This window comes from Novosphingobium fuchskuhlense, from assembly GCF_001519075.1.
In the GTDB taxonomy this organism is placed as follows: domain Bacteria; phylum Pseudomonadota; class Alphaproteobacteria; order Sphingomonadales; family Sphingomonadaceae; genus Novosphingobium; species Novosphingobium fuchskuhlense.
Genome location: NZ_KQ954248.1, coordinates 1 through 15,089, shown reverse-complemented (window position 1 = coordinate 15,089; position 15,089 = coordinate 1). Strand labels below are relative to the sequence as shown.

The following is a 15,089-nucleotide window of genomic DNA, read 5'->3' as shown; positions in this document are numbered from 1 at the left end:
ATCGAGGAGGCGATCGGAATCTTCAGGCGCGAGCTTGGCGATCAGCGTGTCGAGCGCGAGGCTGGAGAATTCGAGGATGGTCAGCAGGCGGGCGAAATTGAGCCGGTGCCCGTTCTCGGCAAAGGGCAGCGCGATATCGATCAGGCCGCGCACGACGTAGGCCTGAGGCTTGCTCTGCTGCTGGGCGAGCGCTTTGATGCGCTGATATTGCGACTGGCTGATGCTCAGCCCACACTGGACAAGGCGTGCCATGCTTGCTCCTCCAAAGAGCAGCCCGGTCCAGTTATCGCGCTGAATTCATACCCCTTGCCCGGCCGCACCGCAAGTCGAAGGTCATACCGTCAGCGGAATGGCTTACTTCCTGCCATTCCTCACGAGGAATACAAATTATCGCGAATTATCAACTTGCTGCCCCGGATATTCCTGACGTGGAATGGCCTAGACGCCCATCGAGCCATCTATTCGCCGTGAGGAATAATGACATTTGGACATTCCTCAGCAGGAATACAGGCAATATCTCGCGGTTTTTATTGGACAATATCTGCTTGTTATCGGCGCTTCCTTCTTGCGGGGAGCCGCGTTCGGTGTGCTGCCTTACCCCTACAGGAACTGGAGCTCTGGTTCTTGTCTGGGCGTTCCGGGGCGAACATGCGCATTGCGGGATCATGCTAATCAACGCCTCGTCCGCTAGGACGAGTCCTTTCGCTTGCGCTGGCGCAGCTAGCAAGCGCGCGGCATGTGGTGGGCCGTCGGGAAGGCTACACCTAGAGAAGTTCGCCTTGATCTTGTCCTAGAAGCTTGTTGATGAAAGGTCGCATATAGGAATTAACGTTCTCAAACTCGTCTTGGCGCAGAAGGGACTCTTTCACCTGCGGGTTGATCACGTGCCCATCATATTCTGCGCCGTGCAACGAGACAGTGCCTAAGATGAGCTGCATGTCACGCGGCCGGTTCTTGAGCGCAAAGGCAATGATGGCAGCCGCGTTGGTTTCATCCTGGTCCTGCTGGAGGGGCGTATCCAAGATTATTGGGCACAGGCAGGAGGTGGTGAATTCACGGATCGTGTGCAACAGCGCGAAGTGGTAGGCAAGGATAGCCCTCGGTCCGTAGCTCCCGGTCTCATTGATCTTCGGTGAGATGCTCTTCTTCACCGCCGCTTCGAACGTAACACCAAGCTCCACCGCGAAGGCGCTAAGCTTTTTGGCATAGAACGCCACGATCTCCGCCTTGCGCTTGGCACTACTGTGAGCCTTCATCAGCTTGACAGCCTCATCCTCCTTGATCTGCCATTCCACTATTCCTCCGTCGATCACAGCGCGCTCTGCCGCGATTGTTGCATCAACGATGCGTTCGCTCTCGTCTTGAAGCATGTCGCGAAGCTTCACCTCGCCCCGCTTCTCCGCCAGCAGGGCATCGATGCGTCCGATCCGGTCATCGTACGCCCGTAGCGACTGCATCTGGCGCGCCACATCTGCCTCAACCTCGACCAGCGAATACCGGGCACTGGCGAGGAAGCCCCTACATGCGTCCGCGTCACTGATCAGGCTGAAGCGGTTAGCGAAATCGTTCTCATGGACGGTGTTGCAGGTAGGGCAAACGACCTGGGCGTCCGCAAGATTTTGGGTAAACTTCACATCCGCGTCGAGCTCCGTCAACGCAACGCGCGCGATCTCGATTTCTTCAACGAGCACTGCCCGACGAGACTGGAGTTCGGCTATCCGGTGTTTCACACCGTCAAAGATCGCCCGAAGCTCGTTTAGCTCAGCCAGCAATTGCTCGATCTGATTTCCAAACAGCTCCGGCGAGAAGGTCACCGTTAAAGGGGACCGTCCGTTGCGCAGACGCGCTGTCGCGCGATCCAGCGCACGTCGCTCGGCCTTGAGTTCGTTCTGCTCGCGCTGCGCATCCGCCCGCTGAGCCTGCGCGCTGTAATATTCTCTCGGGCGGATGCCAGTGTGATACTCCAAAATGCTCCTTTTGAAGTGGGGGATCATCGCGAGACTTTTGAACGAGCTCCAGCTGTCGTCCCAACCTCGATCCTGATCCTGGTAGAAGGGCAGAAAGCAAAATTGCGGCGGCGGCACCACAAGAGCGTTCGACTTGGTGGTCAGCTGGATAGTGAAGTCGAGCAGCTCGGCGACTTTGGGCCCGACTTCGTTGACAAGCGAAGTCCCGGTCCAGAGGAGGTTGTCTGCGGCATCGAACAAGGCGAACTGGTCGTCGAAGCGGAGAATCGAGTGGATCGCGCCGTCCACGGAAAATTCGAGCATCGTGGCGACGGATGCTTTGAACCATTTCTCGTTTACAACCGAGGCATCGGCACCGAAAGCCCCGTAAATGGACTTGATAAGGTGCGACTTGCCGGTGTCGTTCTCCCCGCGAATGACCGTGATGCTGTCGTCAAATTTCTCCTGTCTCGCTTTCCCCTCGATCCGCGACAGGAGAAGAAGCCTTCGCAACTTCAAGTTTTTCATGAGACTTCTTTCTGAGGCTTCTGATCAAGCGTTTGTATTGTTCAGTTTTGATGATGCGCGTATATTTCATATATAATCATCGCCTTCAGTCTTGATGGACTAAACGGGGACAGATACTTTTTCCCTACTGCTTCGGCTTGTGGGTAAAGTGCCTCGACCATGTCGACGAGGGTCAGGCGCGCATCGTCGATGACGGACGGCAGGGCTTCTGCGATCTTCATCCGGATTCGTTGAACCGCGCGATCAGCCGAGTTCAAGGCCGCGGCGCGATAGACCGCATATTCCTGGCTGATGCGAAGCTGTTCCGTAAACGGGTAGCTCAGGCTCGGCGCTATCGCGCTCCAATCCGGAGAGCGACTGTTGCTCTGGATGGCATCCAACCACTCTTGCACATTGGCCTTGGTTAGTCCCTTTTCCTTGATAACATTCTGGAGTGATTTGATTTCTCCGGAGAAATTCGCCTTCCTTCGACACTCGTCGGCGATCGCCTGATAGACGGCCTCGGGACTGAACCAGACCGAGCCGAGCTGCCCGGCAATAAAGGTTTGGAGTTTGCCCTTTGTGTGGGAGACGACGTCCCCAAGGCTGAGATCGGTGTGCTGAAAGCCTAGGAGGCCGATCTGGGCTTCAGTAGCCTTCGGATAGGCCTGTTGAACAGATGCCACGATCTTTTTGAAATCTTCGGACGAGCACTCGTTCAAGCGGAAAGAGTTTTTAGCAGCGTTAAATCCGCAAAGCTGATTGGAAACAAAGTCAGCCGACAATACCGCGCCCTGAAATTTGTGCAAATTGTCGAACATTTTGTCGATGTATGAGGGCTTCTCTTTGACTCCCTCTTCGATTTTGACCTTCTCCCGCTTGAGCAGGGAAGTTAGCGTCCAACCTCCGTTGGTAGCCTTAGACTTGACCTGATAGAAACGAACCGTAGTGGGATTGGTGGCGCTGTTGATCAATGCAACATCGTCGTGAAACTCAAAGATAATCGCGTAGTCATCATTGGTCCCATGCTGTTGGAAGAGCAACGCCAGCCCCCACATGGTCTGGAAGTCATACCGACCACCGGTCGCTCCTTTCTCACGTAAGGGAGTGCTGACCAGATTCGTCGCTAAGACCAATGCATTTCCCCCTCGAATGCGTTTTGATGCCCGCAATCGCGAGATTGCACAACAGTCAAGAGCCGTTCGGTCGCGCGATCCATCATCAACAGGGGTGCAATACCATCAATTGAACCCGCTTTCAGGTTTGTCCGGGCCATTCACAGACGGCGGTCCATAATCAGGTATTTGTCGCGCTGAATGCAGGAAATGCATGTCGGCTTTCGGATTAAACGGCGGTCGAAGCACGGATTAGCTCGCCCCTCATTCACCGGCCGAAATGGCAGCTATTGGGTCGGGATCAGGAAAAAATTAGACGATACGTCCATCGCCACACCCGTGTGTCGCTACACTGAAAAAGAAGGGAGGACGCTGCCTGAGCAGCGCCCTCCTCGAAATCATGCAGCGGTGCGCTGATGGCGCTGGGCGAAAGCGTGGTGAGGAACACCAGCCTCCTGGACCCGAGAGAGCAGGTTAGCCTGGATGCCTGAGCCTTCGCAGACCACGGCATGGACCGGCTTGAGGTTCATCAACTGCTCGTTGCGGTGGAAGCCCGCACGCTTTCCCAGCGCCCGGTTGAGGGTGAAGCGCACAGTCTTGACGTCGCGCGATGCAGCCCATGCGTGAGCAATCTGGTCGCAACCCTTGTTCTGGGCGGTGGTGGCCAGCACCATGTGCGGCACGCGCGCATGGGTCTCGTCGAGCGCCTTCCAGAGGAGTTCGTGGTCGTACCAGTCGGTGCCGCCTGAGAAGATGACGACGGGCCCGGTCGGTGCAAACTGCTCGCGACGCTTCGAGGCCCGGGCTGCCAGGAAATCCCTCGCATCAATCTGGCTCGCGGTAAGGCCTGAGGATGCCCGAGAGCCCCTCGCTGTCGAGAAGGGACGGCCGGTTTCGACCCGGAAGATTTCGCCGGCATAGTCGCGCATGGCTTCCATCGCCTCGCGGCAGTCCATCAATGTCTGGCAGATGCGCTGGGTTTCTTCGAGTTCGACAGCGTAGATTTCGGATGGGTCAAAGGCGCGCGCCATGTCTCCGAGCTTCTTGCCAGCCTCATCCTCGCGCTTTTCGATACGCTGGGACGTGACGTGGAAGCTGTTGACGATGCCCCAGGCAATGTCGCGCCCGAATTCCTCCATGCGGGTGCCCCGCAAGAGATCGAAAACGGTGCCGATGATCATCTCCATGGCCCCACGCGCGGCGTCAGGATCGGGCATTTCCGTCGCCATCGGTTCATCGTGGACCGAGAGCTGGCCCATACCGTTCTGTTCGCCGAATGCTGCATCGAAACCCGGGGCTTCGATCTGCTCCCGGTAGAACGCGCCGAGATCGGAAAGGTTGGTGACAGTGTTCTTCATAGTGACCTCCTGGTGTCAATTTCGTCATCCTCCGCGATGACGGCAGGTCACTCGGCAAGCTGTGTCCAACAGGTCAGGGACGTTAACCGGGAAGCCGGCCGGAGCAGCGCGACAAAAAGCGGGAACCGGTTTTTGGCATCAGCGATGCGACCACCTGGGCCGGACCCCGGTTGACGCCGCAACAGCGGGGCGCGGGGGAGCCGATTTTGTGGGGGCCACAGGCACGCGCAAAATTGGGGGAACCGCGCATCCTTGAGATGTGCCAGACCAGCTTGCCAGAATGGGGCGAAGAGAGAGTAATATTACTATACAACCATCGTTGCCGGAAACGAGCCGCGCCATGCGATCGTAACCGCTTTGCGGCCGAGACCCGCAGGGGCTCGGCGGAGCCCGGAACGGGCGAAGTAGAGCGCGGTGCTCGCGCAGCACGCGCGAGCAGGCGTCCAATGCTCAGAACAATTTCCTGTCCTGCAATGAGTTGCCCATCTATTATCTGAAGCACTTCCAGCACGAACCGGAATCTCATGGCTAATCTGGACCATCACCGCCCGCAATTGCGCTACCTCGACAACCTGAGGCGCGAGCTGGAAAATGCCGCCAAACGTGCCGAAACTTCCGCAGAACCATCGGCAGAGTGGCCTCCATTTCTCCGACCGGTCGTGGCGCGACCAAAGGCCCATGCCGCACTGTCCATCTGGATGGAGAAAGTATCCGAGTGGCTTGACGACGATACAATCCCTCTTTCGCTATCCGACCCGCCACACAAGGTCAGGCGTGCTGCGAAGGCATTCCTAGATGCCAAAGTGCACGATGCTTACGACCCATCGATGACCGGCCGTGACTGGTTCAAGAAAATCGCTGCGGATGAAGCGCCATTGGCAAAGGCGTTGGCGGCGTTGCTCGGCTTGGGAAGCCAAGAAAAGTAGCCGTTTCCTGGCAGCACACAGGACAAGAGGGGCCAGCGCCGAATGGCGCTGGCCCCTCTTGAGGCGGGATCACGCTGGCCTCAGTGTATCGAGGTGGCTTCCAGCAGGCAGGCATCCAGACTGGCGATCTGGTGTTCCGTGGCGATGATGCTCCAGGCAGCGACCAGTTCCTCGAAATATTCCTGGTCGACCTGCGTCTCTGGGCGGCCTTCGCCAAATTGCGCCTCTTCCCAGGCCAGCGCATGCGCGGCGTCGGTAGCGTTGGCGATTGCTCCGGCGAGGTGCGCGGCGATATCAGAAGCTGAAAGGTGGTGCGCCTGGTTCCGAAGGCGGGCGACCATGGCAGGGTTCGTGATGGTGATGCCGTTGGCGATGCAGGCGACGTCGTCGAAGTTCGAAAAGTGCAACATGTCGGTACTCCCGAAACGATGCGGGCGGCCCGCAGGCCGCCCGTCAGGGGTCAGATGAACTCGATTTCGTCGGCGACGATGTCGGTGTTGTAGAAGGTGCGGCCGTCCTTCTCGTTCTTCGTGTAGCGGATCTCGCCAGTGACGATCAGCTTGTCGCCCTTCTTCTTGTGGTTGGCGATCGACTTGGCGAGGCCGTTGAAGGCCTTGACGGTATGGAACTGGTCGTAGGTCTCATTGTAGCCGTCCTCGCCCTTGACGACCTGGCCGTCCTTGATGACCGGCCGGGAGGTGACGAGGGTGAAGCTGACGCCGCCCTTGGATTCGGTGCCGAAGCGGGCGATGTCGCTGGTGATGCGGCCTGAAAGGAAAACCTTGTTCATGGGATGTCTCCAGATGTCGCCAGCGGGCCGATCCCGCCGGGATGACTGAAAGCGCAGCCCGCGATTGAGGGGCCTCGGCACCGGAGCGAAGCGAAGGGGAACCTCCATTTTTCCGGGTGGTGCGGGCACCGAGCGTGAGCTCGGAACTCGGCCGGACAAATGGGGGTTGCCGGGGTCCCGCGCGGGCGTAGTGGTCATCCCTTCCGAGGCGGGATTGGCTTGCTGGTGATAGCTTTCAGGAGATGCCTCTGGACGAATTTTCCGCCGCTCAGGACCTCATCGCAGATCACCCCGGACTTCGGTGCCAAGCGGGGCCAGCTCGATTCTCCGATGAAATGCGGACGTGACCGTCACACGGGCAGCGTCAAGCGCAGGACTGTGCTGAGACTTGATTTAGCCCATCGAAGAAGGCCGAAGCCTCCTCAATCGATTGCGTAAACGATGCTGGCGATGAGTGTCGCTGGTCCGATTCGCTCGGGAGCGAAGACAGGGCGCAGCGATTGACTACGCCGATTGGCGTGCAAGGATCGTCAATCGCCTTGACGGGTGGGCATGCGGTTCAACGGGTTTTCCGGGTCAAGGCATTCAAGTGCATGGCGAATTTGCAGTGCCGCCAGCAGTTCACCGGTCTCGTCGAGCCGCTTGCTGTATTCGGTCAAGGTCGAAACGATAAGTGCACGTTCCGCCTCAGGAAGACGGTTCGGTTCATTGGACATGGACGTAACTCATATCAGGAAAAGCCCGTGTGTAGTAAGGGGAACCGCATTCTTGTCGGACAGCGGGCAACCTTCGTCGAATACCCGAGCGCTGGTTAAGCGAAGGCCGACCGGAGCGGTTAACACATGGCGATGACTATCCCGGGGCATTCCACAGGGGGGCGCTATATCGGAAGAATGCCACCGAACCGCGTCCACGAAGGTCATTTACATACTATAGTTCATAAACTCAAAGTGTGTAAATCACGATCGTCAAGCGCATGGACATGCGCAAACTGGTTGGACGAAACTTCGCGCGCCTGCGGCGGGCGAAAGGTCTGACGCAGGAGCAGGTTGAAATACGCTCGGGCTTTAGCCAACAATATCTGAGCAGCCTGGAGCGTGGGCGACGAAACCCGACGGTCATTACCCTCTATGAACTGGCTCAGGCACTTGAAGTCAGCCATGTTGAACTGGTGGAGCCGGACGACAACATCTGATCAACCGCTACTTCAACGATGAAGAACCTGCGGTCAGGCGGTCGAGAGCATGGGAAATATGGACGGCGGCCAGCATTTCACCGGCACGGTCGAGCCGATCGCGGATCTCCATCAACGAGGTTTCAATTTCAGCGCGCTCGGTGCGGGTGAGCGGCGCGGGACTGGTGGTCATGTGCAATGCTCCACATGTGAACATGTGAGAATGCGGGAGTGTGCGAGCGGCACCCGTCAACCGGGGGCAGTCGGGCACTCGAAAACGGGATCGAGTGCAAAGCCTAGCGCCCGGGCGAGGCCAGTTGCCTCCGCAAGGTCTTCCACGCGCATGTCGAATGTTGCAGCAAGCTCGGTGAGCGAAGCCTTCGGTTCGTCCTTGACCCGGTGGAGGGCGCCATTCGCTGCTGTGACTGCGATCGGCCATGTCCAGGCGATGCCCACGACGCCCTCCGGCAGGACGATGAGCGTATCACCTTTGGTGATCGTCTCATCGCATTGGCAGGCATCGTAGGCGTTTCCGGTCGTCTTGAAGCCATGCAGGCGGCGAGGAACAAAAGCGAAGCGCTCGGAATCTGTAAGCATTGGGGGGAACTCCCGAAAGGCCGAAGGGCCATTCATGAAAAAGGGCGGCCCGGCGCATGGCCGGACCGCCCAGGCGGGGGTTGGATGCGCGAGCAGCGTCAGTGCGTGGTTGCGGCCATGCCCGGTTCCGCGGTGTCGAACGGCGAGCCGGAAGGCGTAAAGCTGTCGCCGCGCGCGCTGAAGCTGTCATCATCGCCCGCCGGCGCGCCGCTCTCGCCGAACGCGGTTTCACCGCGGCGGCGCTGGCGCGACCAGGCGACATTGAGCGAGCCGTCGTCCTGGGTGAACAGCGCGATCGACAGCGGGGCATCGAAGCTCGGGTCGTCGATCTGACCCTGCAGGAAGTTGCCTGTGCCGTTGCTCGCAGTCTTCTCCCACAGGCCGCCGACAGCAATGAACTGGCCGCTCTTGGCGCGTGCCATCACGTCGAACTTGGGCGCCGAAGCGTTGCGCGAATTGACCGGACGAAGGCCGATGGTGAGGTCGAGGGTTGCGGTCTGGATCTTGCCGATGAAGGCGCCCGCGTCGTTCTGCTTGAGGTTACCGATATTCATGGCCGTATTCTCCTCTGGCCCGAGCGCCGTCTTGCTTGCCTGGCGCCCGATTGGGTCGCTGTTCGTCTCAGCCCGCTTGGCTGCGACACCCTTCCTCCTCCCCCTCAACTCTCCCGCCACCCCGCCCGAGGCCGGGTGTGAGGTTGGCAAGACGAGCCGGCGCCTGATCCAGCCCCGACGCAAAGGCGCCGCAGGCATGAAAAATGCCCCGGATCGGGAGGGACGACCCGGGGCACACGCGGAGGACTTGAGGTGGCTTGCCCCCGATCAGGCCGCGACCGAGAAGTCGCGGTTGTCATTGGCCGGAACGCCGAACGGTTCGGCGGCACGGCGCTGCGGGCGCAGCCAGGCGATATTGTAGCTGCCGTCGTCCTGCCGGAACGCATTGACCGCCAGCGGCCGCGCCATCGAGGGATCGTCGATGCGGCCCTGCAGGAAGCACTCCCCGGTGGACTTGGAGGTCTGCTCCCAGAGCGCGCCAACCTGGACCAGAACGCCGGCAGGGTTGCGAGTGCAGATTTCGTAACGCGGCGCTTTGGGATTGCTCGACTGGACGGGGCGCAGCAAGAAGTTCATGGCGACCGCGATGGTGGCGATGCTGCCGACGAGCGCACCGCGCTCACCCATGCGAATGATACCGATGTTCATGGCCTTAGTCTCCTTGGGCAGGCCCCATCTTGCTTTCCAGGGGCCGATTGGGGGATTGCGTCTTGGGCACCTGCGCCCTCGACACTCCTTCCATTCCCGCTTCCCTCTGCCAGTGCCGATCCGGCCTTGCGGATCGGCTTAGTTGCGCAACCGGGCATGGTAGTGCGGCGTGTGAAGGCAGCAGATGTTCTCGGGTGACCAGCGAAGGTCACCGCCCGACAGAAATCGCCCATCACCCGGACTAACGGTCACAGGGCCGTTGGCAGCTACGTCGAAATAGGTTCCATTGAGCGGGTCCAGCGTCGCAACCCAGCACTTCTCGAATGTGACAGGACGCGTGAGGTCGAGCGCGATCAGTTGCGGGATCGGCACGACCGCATAAAGGCAGAACAGGAACGACGTTGAACAGGCGTTGTCGATGATCTCGGCAAGCTGCTCGTAAGTCAGGATCGGCGCCCGGCGCCGACGGCTGCGCGGCAGCGGCTGACCGGAAGGCCGACGATTGGCGCTCGCCTTGCGGAACTCGCTGACGGTGTAGCCAAGATTGGCGAGCGCGAATTGCAGGTTCGGAGTCATGCAAAGTTCAGCGGCATCTGGCCAGGGCCGGTGCGAAAACACCAGACTGTCATCGAGCCAGCGTTCGTTGGTGAATCGGAACAGCAATTCGCAGTAGTCGTAGCTCGCGAAGAGATCGCTGACGGAGCTTTCGTCGCGCGCGGCTGCGTGATCCTCCCAGCCATCGCGGATCGCGTCGAATGTCTCGCCATCGTCGGCGATACCAGTTTCGCGCAAAAGACTGCGGATTTCAGGGGCAACTTCGTGATGCCACGTCGCCCAGAAATCGACCGGGCGGAACTCGGCTTCCATGGCTTCCTCGACATCATGCCCTTCGTAACGGGCATCAATGATCCGGGCTGCGAGCGCATTGAGGCTTTTCAGCGACCAGCAATCCGAGCGGTCACGCCAGTAGCGGCTGTGCGGGAATTCGTCGGCAAGCAGGCCGAGCCATCTCTCCCCGGCGTCACTGGAGAAAAATGCGTTCGGATCGGCAAGCGCGCTCGGCGCTGGCAGAGCGGGAACTGAAGACATGACTGGTGGGCTCCTCTCAGGTTCACCCGTCCCACTCCCTCTTGCCTCTGGTCCGATTGCGATAAGCCCCGGCTGCTGTGCGACTGTGAACCTATGAGGCAATGGACATGTGGACATGTGGACGAATGATTTCCGCCCAATCGCCGTGACCCGCAGGGCAAAGTGCGATCGAGATCGGAATGCCCTCGTCCCTTCGCCGGTCGACGCTGCGCCGCGCCAAGGCTTGTCCTTCGGCGTCGTTGTCGGGAAGCAGGGTGATCGCGGTCGTACCGTGAGCTGGCTCGAAGCGCGCGAAGTTGCGCACGCCAAAGCAGGTGCCAGCCTGCCGCCCCGTAATCTGCCAATAGGCGCAGGCGCTCTCGAAGCCCTCGGCGATCCGCATGGTCGGACCTGTGAAACGGGCTGGCCAGGTGCCGCCGCGAGAATTTCCCAGCATCATTCGGTGCGTGCGCGTGGCTGTCCCGGGATCGAGGAACAGACGCTGAATGGCGATGAGGCGCGTCCGCCTGAAAACGCCAACCAGAAGCGCCGGAAGAAAGCGGGCAGAGCGTCCCCGGCCCATCGGGCACCCAGCAAGGTAGCGGATATCGGGAGGGATAAACCCGATCCCGCGCACCTCCCGGAGGTAGCGCTCGCCCAATGTGCCTTCAAGCGGCAATGCCTTGTCCCACAAATGCCGGAATGGCGCAGCCCGATCATTGGCCACCTCGGGCAGCGCATGATGTGTCGGAACGGAGTGCCCCAGCGCATGCCGGACCGCGCGCATGACATCAGCGCCATCGCAACCAGCGAAGCAATGGACCAGGATCGAATGTCGGCCCTGCCTGATCGACAGACTGGGGGTCCGGTCCTCATGGGCGGGGCAACACACCATGGCGTGCCGCCCCGACCAGACACCGCCAAGGCGCTGGACGATGAACAGCGTTTCGCGAGTGGGTTGGTAGTGCATCTGAGATCCTTCAGCGCGCGCACACGGCTATGGCACGGATGTGGAAGTGCGGCACAAATGAGGGTTCGTGACAATTTGACTGCGATATGCCATCACGCGCAAATTGTGTCGGATCACGCAGCGCAGGAGCCACACCATGACGATCCAGGTCAGCATCACGCCCAACGGTCGGATGAGCTTGCCCGCAGAAATCCGTAAACGCCTGGGCGTCGCCGGAGGCGGCGCTCTGCTGGTCGAGGAGACCGCTGACGGGGTGATCTTGCGCACGCTCGCGCAGTCGGTCGCGCATGCACAGGCGATTGCGCGCAAGCATACTGCTGGCAACCCGGCCGCATCGGTCGATGCCTTCCTTGCCGCGCGCAAGGCGGAGAGCGGTGAATGAGCGAAGTTGTCATGGATGCCTCGGCACTACTGGCGCTGCTCAATGACGAGCCGGGGGCCGCGAAAGTGGTCGAGGTACTGGCCGGTGCACGAATGTCTTCGGTGAACCTGGCTGAAGTGGTGAGCCATTTCGTTCATGCCGGAATGCCGGCGAGCGAGGTCGATGCCATGCTGCGACCACTACCGGTCGACATCGTTCCCGCCGACGAAGCGCTTGCGCATATCGCCGGCAGGCTTCGCGCTGTGACGGCAACTGCCGGCCTTTCGCTCGGCGACCGCTTTTGCCTGGCTCTTGCGAAGCGTGACGGGTTGCCGGCAGTGACCGCCGACAGGCAGTGGCGGACCATAGCCGACGAAGCTGGCGTGAAGGTATCGGTGATCCGATAGGAACCGGCTCAGCCGCGACAGTACCGGCACCCCGATCCGTCGCAACATGCGGCCCAGGCGGCAATGTGCAAAACCGATCCATCCCGAAACCGGGCGCTGACGCCGGTCGCATATTCCATCGAGCTGCCGGCATGGTCGAGTTCGAAGCGCCAGTCTCGCTCCAGCGCCTCCCAAACCTCGTAGATGTTGGCGAAGGCGCATCGGTGGTCGGGAAATGAATTGACCGCGAGGTCCGCGATCGTGACCGCCGCGCCGAACTGCTCGGCGCGGCGGTCAACGGCCAGAAAAGCGGCCATCAGTAGTCCTCAGGCAAGAGGATAGTGATGACGCGCGTCGTGACCGAGGCATCGGCCGGATCGTCCGAACCAAACTCGAGCGCACCGTCGTAGCAGTCGATCTTCAGCCAGACCTTGCGGTCCCGAAATGTGATGGCGGCGAAATCCCGTTCCGGGCTGTCGGGCGAAAACGAGCAGCGACGGAACGCGCCAAGAAGCTGCGCCTGCACCATGACGACGTCGATGGTATCGGGATCGCAGAACGCCCCGAGGCAGTTGCGGGTGAAGACGATGCGGGCGGTCGGGTCGAGCCCGTGGCGCGCACGATCGTTGAGGCGGGCGATCGTTTCGATACGATCGACGCGAGGCTGCGTTGCCATGTGAGCCACCTCAAAAGCCGCCGGCGGGAAGATCTTCGAGCGTGGTCACGAGCCCGTCGAAATCTTCCTCAGGACCCAGCACGTCGACGAGTGTCAGGATCGTCTCGAAGGTGACACCATGATCGGCGGCAAGGTTTTCGAGATAGCCGAAGCGGTCGATGGCGCCGTCAACCTGGTAGCGTTCGAGGGGAATGGTGCGGGCGCGGTTCAATCGCTCGACAAGGCCAAGCGGAACGCCGCGAACGGCAAGGTCAGACATGGGAGGCATCTCCTTCAACCGAGCAATGGTGCTCGCCCCAACTCGCCCCCTTTTCTTTCTGACTGGGCCGCCATGACCGCAGCGCTGATTTGCGCGATTGCCTCGACGGGATCGTCGGGGTCTATCAGCCGCGTCAACGTGTCGGCGCCGACCTCCATGTAACCGCAGCCAAAGGCATCAAGCCGGTGACGCGAGCAGGTGTAAGCCCAGCCAAAGCGGAACGGCAGCGCTGTTGGACAGACGCGCTGGAGGAGCGCGGCAAGGTCAAACGGGCGAGCATCGTCGCCGCTGACAAAGAGCGAAAATGTTCCAGGGTGATCGGCATTGGGCCGGATATCGAGATCGACTCCGAGGGTCGGCCAGATTGGGTCATCGAACAGGCCGGTCAATTCCGCAAACGGATCGCCATGATTGCCTTTAGGGAACATCGCCTGAAAGGCCGGACTCGTGTCGGTATAGGCTGCCTCCGCCTCGGCCGCCGTCTCGAAGCCGTCGCCAAGAACCCGAAGCAGCGGGTCGATTTCATTGAGCAATGCCGCCTCGTCGGCGCTGATCGCGATTGCGAAGGATGTCTGGCAATAATAGTCGGCCATGGTCGTGATCCTCAGGATGGTGCGCGCGGCGCTGGTGCGATGGCAGCGAGGTTTTCGATGTCAGCGAGGAGCGAGCGCAGCGCCTCCTCCTCGCCAAGCAGCGCATCGAGACAATCGGCCGCGCTGTCGGCAAAGGTCGAATGGTCGGGGTCGCTCATGTCGATCACCTGGACGATGCGGCTGATCAGCCGCAGCATCAGCGGTGCCCGGGTCATCGCCCGGACATTGGCCAGCGCCTCATTGAAGGGCCGCGCGCCGCTTTGGCGAATGGTGGCGACATAGCGGTGGCATTGCGCTGCGGGGTCGATGGTGGTGATCTCGGCAACCCAATCGAACGGCCAGTCCGATGTGCTGCGGGCAAGCGGCGCCGTGCGCCAGTCGCCGGCGGTGAGTGTGGTCATGCATATTCTCCAAAGTTGGGGGCGGGTCAGGCTGCTTCCAGCCAAGGCCGCTCGTCGGCAGGCGGTGCGCCGATCGCACAACCAAGCCGGGAGCTGATGGCATCGAACGCTGGTGCGATCCCATCGAGCCAGCGACGGACGTCACCTGACAGGTCAATCCATTCGCAGCGGATGCGAAAGTCGCGGTCCTCGCGTTCGGCAATCCATACCAAGGCCATGCCCTGGAAGGTGGTGAGGCCAATATCCGCGTAGGGATTGCGCAGCAGTACCCGATGCTTGCAGCCCCGCCAGCCATGGACGGGATCGAACGAGGGCATGTGGCGGCGAAATGCCTGCCTGATGTCGGCAACGAAGCCCGCATAGGTGCGCGCCCAAAGGCTCGGATCTGTGCAGGACAGATTGCGGATTGCGGTCCGGGCTGCGCCGGGGGGTGAGCCATGGCCGTCCATCATGTCTCATGCCGCCAAGGGCAGTGGATCGGACGCCGCCTTGCGCGCGCCGTGTATCCAGTCCGCTGCCGCCTGCGCCTGCGCGGCGGCGGTGAAGATGGCTTTGGGATCGTGCCGAAGGGCACCGAGCCAGCTCGCCAGGTAGGCCGCGTGATCGGGGCGCGGCGTATAGGCAAGGCCGAGATCCGCCATCAGATAGCTTGCACCAAGCTCAGCGACGAGTTCTTCACGGGCCCTGATGCTACGTTCCTTGTGATAATCGCGCAGGGTCTCGCGTGCGAGCCTGTTCACATGTCCACTGGCGTGGGTGA

Annotated in this window: 24 protein-coding genes; 4 read left to right on the top strand and 20 right to left on the bottom strand. The window is 60.7% G+C overall.

Annotated elements, in window-relative coordinates; all coding sequences use genetic code 11:
- From AQZ52_RS17950 to AQZ52_RS17930, 4 genes are all read right to left on the bottom strand, one after another.
- Positions 1 to 252, bottom strand: a 252-nt coding sequence (locus AQZ52_RS17950; protein ID WP_067914499.1) for a hypothetical protein, incomplete at its 3' end; no start/stop codon positions are given.
- Positions 253 to 764: 512 nt separating this feature from the next.
- Positions 765 to 2,474 carry a hypothetical protein gene (locus tag AQZ52_RS19180; RefSeq protein WP_240481793.1) on the bottom strand — a complete coding sequence of 570 codons (1,710 nt, stop codon included), beginning with the start codon at positions 2,472 to 2,474 and terminating at the stop codon, positions 765 to 767.
- A gap of 41 nt (positions 2,475 to 2,515) precedes the next feature.
- Positions 2,516 to 3,589 carry a dsDNA nuclease domain-containing protein gene (locus AQZ52_RS17935; RefSeq protein ID WP_240481791.1) on the bottom strand — a complete coding sequence of 358 codons (1,074 nt, stop codon included), beginning with the start codon at positions 3,587 to 3,589 and terminating at the stop codon, positions 2,516 to 2,518.
- Between the two features lie 377 nt (positions 3,590 to 3,966).
- Positions 3,967 to 4,926, bottom strand: a complete 960-nt coding sequence (locus AQZ52_RS17930; protein ID WP_067914496.1) for a DUF2493 domain-containing protein — start codon at positions 4,924 to 4,926, stop codon at positions 3,967 to 3,969.
- Between the two features lie 524 nt (positions 4,927 to 5,450).
- Between AQZ52_RS17930 and AQZ52_RS18690 the strand changes: the two genes are divergently transcribed.
- Positions 5,451 to 5,852: a hypothetical protein gene (locus AQZ52_RS18690; RefSeq protein WP_156425045.1), complete on the top strand. Its 402-nt coding sequence runs from the start codon at positions 5,451 to 5,453 to the stop codon at positions 5,850 to 5,852.
- An 80-nt stretch (positions 5,853 to 5,932) separates the two neighbouring features.
- Here AQZ52_RS18690 and AQZ52_RS17920 read toward each other — a convergent pair whose 3' ends face one another.
- From AQZ52_RS17920 to AQZ52_RS17910, 3 genes are all read right to left on the bottom strand, one after another.
- Positions 5,933 to 6,262, bottom strand: a complete 330-nt coding sequence (locus AQZ52_RS17920) for a hypothetical protein (RefSeq protein WP_067914489.1) — start codon at positions 6,260 to 6,262, stop codon at positions 5,933 to 5,935.
- A gap of 50 nt (positions 6,263 to 6,312) precedes the next feature.
- A complete protein-coding gene (locus AQZ52_RS17915) occupies positions 6,313 to 6,642 on the bottom strand; it encodes a single-stranded DNA-binding protein (RefSeq protein WP_067914486.1) in 330 nt (109 codons plus the stop codon).
- Between the two features lie 530 nt (positions 6,643 to 7,172).
- Positions 7,173 to 7,358: a hypothetical protein gene (locus AQZ52_RS17910; protein ID WP_067914483.1), complete on the bottom strand. Its 186-nt coding sequence runs from the start codon at positions 7,356 to 7,358 to the stop codon at positions 7,173 to 7,175.
- 260 nt (positions 7,359 to 7,618) lie between these two features.
- Between AQZ52_RS17910 and AQZ52_RS17905 the strand changes: the two genes are divergently transcribed.
- Positions 7,619 to 7,837 carry a helix-turn-helix domain-containing protein gene (locus AQZ52_RS17905; RefSeq protein ID WP_067914479.1) on the top strand — a complete coding sequence of 73 codons (219 nt, stop codon included), beginning with the start codon at positions 7,619 to 7,621 and terminating at the stop codon, positions 7,835 to 7,837.
- A gap of 7 nt (positions 7,838 to 7,844) precedes the next feature.
- Here the strand turns inward: AQZ52_RS17905 and AQZ52_RS18825 are convergent, their stop codons facing one another.
- The 6 genes from AQZ52_RS18825 to AQZ52_RS17880 all read right to left on the bottom strand — a co-directional run bounded on the left by AQZ52_RS18825 (position 7,845) and on the right by AQZ52_RS17880 (position 11,470).
- A complete protein-coding gene (locus tag AQZ52_RS18825; protein ID WP_169793772.1) occupies positions 7,845 to 8,009 on the bottom strand; it encodes a hypothetical protein in 165 nt (54 codons plus the stop codon).
- Positions 8,010 to 8,065: 56 nt separating this feature from the next.
- Complete coding sequence (locus tag AQZ52_RS17900) at positions 8,066 to 8,413, bottom strand: hypothetical protein (RefSeq protein ID WP_067914475.1); 348 nt, start codon at positions 8,411 to 8,413, stop codon at positions 8,066 to 8,068.
- Between the two features lie 98 nt (positions 8,414 to 8,511).
- Complete coding sequence (locus tag AQZ52_RS17895; protein ID WP_067914472.1) at positions 8,512 to 8,967, bottom strand: DUF736 domain-containing protein; 456 nt, start codon at positions 8,965 to 8,967, stop codon at positions 8,512 to 8,514.
- A gap of 267 nt (positions 8,968 to 9,234) precedes the next feature.
- Complete coding sequence (locus tag AQZ52_RS17890) at positions 9,235 to 9,615, bottom strand: DUF736 domain-containing protein (protein ID WP_067914470.1); 381 nt, start codon at positions 9,613 to 9,615, stop codon at positions 9,235 to 9,237.
- Positions 9,616 to 9,753: 138 nt separating this feature from the next.
- Positions 9,754 to 10,704, bottom strand: a complete 951-nt coding sequence (locus AQZ52_RS17885) for a hypothetical protein (RefSeq protein WP_067914465.1) — start codon at positions 10,702 to 10,704, stop codon at positions 9,754 to 9,756.
- 91 nt (positions 10,705 to 10,795) lie between these two features.
- Positions 10,796 to 11,470: a DUF7146 domain-containing protein gene (locus AQZ52_RS17880; protein ID WP_240481790.1), complete on the bottom strand. Its 675-nt coding sequence runs from the start codon at positions 11,468 to 11,470 to the stop codon at positions 10,796 to 10,798.
- Between the two features lie 319 nt (positions 11,471 to 11,789).
- Between AQZ52_RS17880 and AQZ52_RS17875 the strand changes: the two genes are divergently transcribed.
- Positions 11,790 to 12,035: an AbrB/MazE/SpoVT family DNA-binding domain-containing protein gene (locus AQZ52_RS17875; protein WP_067914459.1), complete on the top strand. Its 246-nt coding sequence runs from the start codon at positions 11,790 to 11,792 to the stop codon at positions 12,033 to 12,035.
- Positions 12,032 to 12,421 (top strand): type II toxin-antitoxin system VapC family toxin, encoded by a 390-nt coding sequence (locus tag AQZ52_RS17870; RefSeq protein WP_067914456.1) that lies wholly within the window; start codon positions 12,032 to 12,034, stop codon positions 12,419 to 12,421. Before AQZ52_RS17875 ends, AQZ52_RS17870 begins: the two co-directional genes overlap by 4 nt.
- Positions 12,422 to 12,429: 8 nt before the next feature.
- On the opposite strand, the gene AQZ52_RS17865 is transcribed toward AQZ52_RS17870, so the two are convergent.
- The 7 genes from AQZ52_RS17865 to AQZ52_RS17835 all read right to left on the bottom strand — a co-directional run.
- Positions 12,430 to 12,717, bottom strand: a complete 288-nt coding sequence (locus tag AQZ52_RS17865) for a hypothetical protein (RefSeq protein WP_067914453.1) — start codon at positions 12,715 to 12,717, stop codon at positions 12,430 to 12,432.
- Positions 12,717 to 13,076 carry a DUF3768 domain-containing protein gene (locus tag AQZ52_RS17860; protein WP_067914450.1) on the bottom strand — a complete coding sequence of 120 codons (360 nt, stop codon included), beginning with the start codon at positions 13,074 to 13,076 and terminating at the stop codon, positions 12,717 to 12,719. Before AQZ52_RS17860 ends, AQZ52_RS17865 begins: the two co-directional genes overlap by 1 nt.
- A 10-nt stretch (positions 13,077 to 13,086) precedes the next feature.
- Positions 13,087 to 13,335: a hypothetical protein gene (locus AQZ52_RS17855; RefSeq protein ID WP_067914446.1), complete on the bottom strand. Its 249-nt coding sequence runs from the start codon at positions 13,333 to 13,335 to the stop codon at positions 13,087 to 13,089.
- Between the two features lie 14 nt (positions 13,336 to 13,349).
- Entirely contained in the window at positions 13,350 to 13,928 is a 579-nt protein-coding gene (locus AQZ52_RS17850) for a hypothetical protein (RefSeq protein ID WP_067914444.1), read from the bottom strand.
- A gap of 11 nt (positions 13,929 to 13,939) precedes the next feature.
- Complete coding sequence (locus AQZ52_RS17845) at positions 13,940 to 14,329, bottom strand: hypothetical protein (protein WP_067914440.1); 390 nt, start codon at positions 14,327 to 14,329, stop codon at positions 13,940 to 13,942.
- A 26-nt stretch (positions 14,330 to 14,355) separates the two neighbouring features.
- Complete coding sequence (locus AQZ52_RS17840) at positions 14,356 to 14,781, bottom strand: hypothetical protein (protein WP_240481788.1); 426 nt, start codon at positions 14,779 to 14,781, stop codon at positions 14,356 to 14,358.
- A gap of 3 nt (positions 14,782 to 14,784) precedes the next feature.
- Positions 14,785 to 15,089: zincin-like metallopeptidase domain-containing protein (locus tag AQZ52_RS17835; RefSeq protein ID WP_240481781.1), on the bottom strand; the 305-nt coding region annotated here is incomplete at its 5' end.

What these genes read in the sequence shown, in the direction of transcription:
- AQZ52_RS19180 (WP_240481793.1), bottom strand. Translation starts at nt 2,474, where the DNA reads ATGAAAAACTTGAAGTTGCGAAGGCTTCTTCTCCTGTCGCGGATCGAG.
- AQZ52_RS17930 (WP_067914496.1), bottom strand. Translation starts at nt 4,926, where the DNA reads ATGAAGAACACTGTCACCAACCTTTCCGATCTCGGCGCGTTCTACCGG.
- AQZ52_RS18690 (WP_156425045.1), top strand. Translation starts at nt 5,451, where the DNA reads ATGGCTAATCTGGACCATCACCGCCCGCAATTGCGCTACCTCGACAAC.
- AQZ52_RS17920 (WP_067914489.1), bottom strand. Translation starts at nt 6,262, where the DNA reads ATGTTGCACTTTTCGAACTTCGACGACGTCGCCTGCATCGCCAACGGC.
- AQZ52_RS17915 (WP_067914486.1), bottom strand. Translation starts at nt 6,642, where the DNA reads ATGAACAAGGTTTTCCTTTCAGGCCGCATCACCAGCGACATCGCCCGC.
- AQZ52_RS17910 (WP_067914483.1), bottom strand. Translation starts at nt 7,358, where the DNA reads ATGTCCAATGAACCGAACCGTCTTCCTGAGGCGGAACGTGCACTTATC.
- AQZ52_RS17905 (WP_067914479.1), top strand. Translation starts at nt 7,619, where the DNA reads ATGGACATGCGCAAACTGGTTGGACGAAACTTCGCGCGCCTGCGGCGG.
- AQZ52_RS18825 (WP_169793772.1), bottom strand. Translation starts at nt 8,009, where the DNA reads ATGACCACCAGTCCCGCGCCGCTCACCCGCACCGAGCGCGCTGAAATT.
- AQZ52_RS17900 (WP_067914475.1), bottom strand. Translation starts at nt 8,413, where the DNA reads ATGCTTACAGATTCCGAGCGCTTCGCTTTTGTTCCTCGCCGCCTGCAT.
- AQZ52_RS17895 (WP_067914472.1), bottom strand. Translation starts at nt 8,967, where the DNA reads ATGAATATCGGTAACCTCAAGCAGAACGACGCGGGCGCCTTCATCGGC.
- AQZ52_RS17890 (WP_067914470.1), bottom strand. Translation starts at nt 9,615, where the DNA reads ATGAACATCGGTATCATTCGCATGGGTGAGCGCGGTGCGCTCGTCGGC.
- AQZ52_RS17885 (WP_067914465.1), bottom strand. Translation starts at nt 10,704, where the DNA reads ATGTCTTCAGTTCCCGCTCTGCCAGCGCCGAGCGCGCTTGCCGATCCG.
- AQZ52_RS17880 (WP_240481790.1), bottom strand. Translation starts at nt 11,470, where the DNA reads ATGCGCGCGGTCCGGCATGCGCTGGGGCACTCCGTTCCGACACATCAT.
- AQZ52_RS17875 (WP_067914459.1), top strand. Translation starts at nt 11,790, where the DNA reads ATGACGATCCAGGTCAGCATCACGCCCAACGGTCGGATGAGCTTGCCC.
- AQZ52_RS17870 (WP_067914456.1), top strand. Translation starts at nt 12,032, where the DNA reads ATGAGCGAAGTTGTCATGGATGCCTCGGCACTACTGGCGCTGCTCAAT.
- AQZ52_RS17865 (WP_067914453.1), bottom strand. Translation starts at nt 12,717, where the DNA reads ATGGCCGCTTTTCTGGCCGTTGACCGCCGCGCCGAGCAGTTCGGCGCG.
- AQZ52_RS17860 (WP_067914450.1), bottom strand. Translation starts at nt 13,076, where the DNA reads ATGGCAACGCAGCCTCGCGTCGATCGTATCGAAACGATCGCCCGCCTC.
- AQZ52_RS17855 (WP_067914446.1), bottom strand. Translation starts at nt 13,335, where the DNA reads ATGTCTGACCTTGCCGTTCGCGGCGTTCCGCTTGGCCTTGTCGAGCGA.
- AQZ52_RS17850 (WP_067914444.1), bottom strand. Translation starts at nt 13,928, where the DNA reads ATGGCCGACTATTATTGCCAGACATCCTTCGCAATCGCGATCAGCGCC.
- AQZ52_RS17845 (WP_067914440.1), bottom strand. Translation starts at nt 14,329, where the DNA reads ATGACCACACTCACCGCCGGCGACTGGCGCACGGCGCCGCTTGCCCGC.
- AQZ52_RS17840 (WP_240481788.1), bottom strand. Translation starts at nt 14,781, where the DNA reads ATGATGGACGGCCATGGCTCACCCCCCGGCGCAGCCCGGACCGCAATC.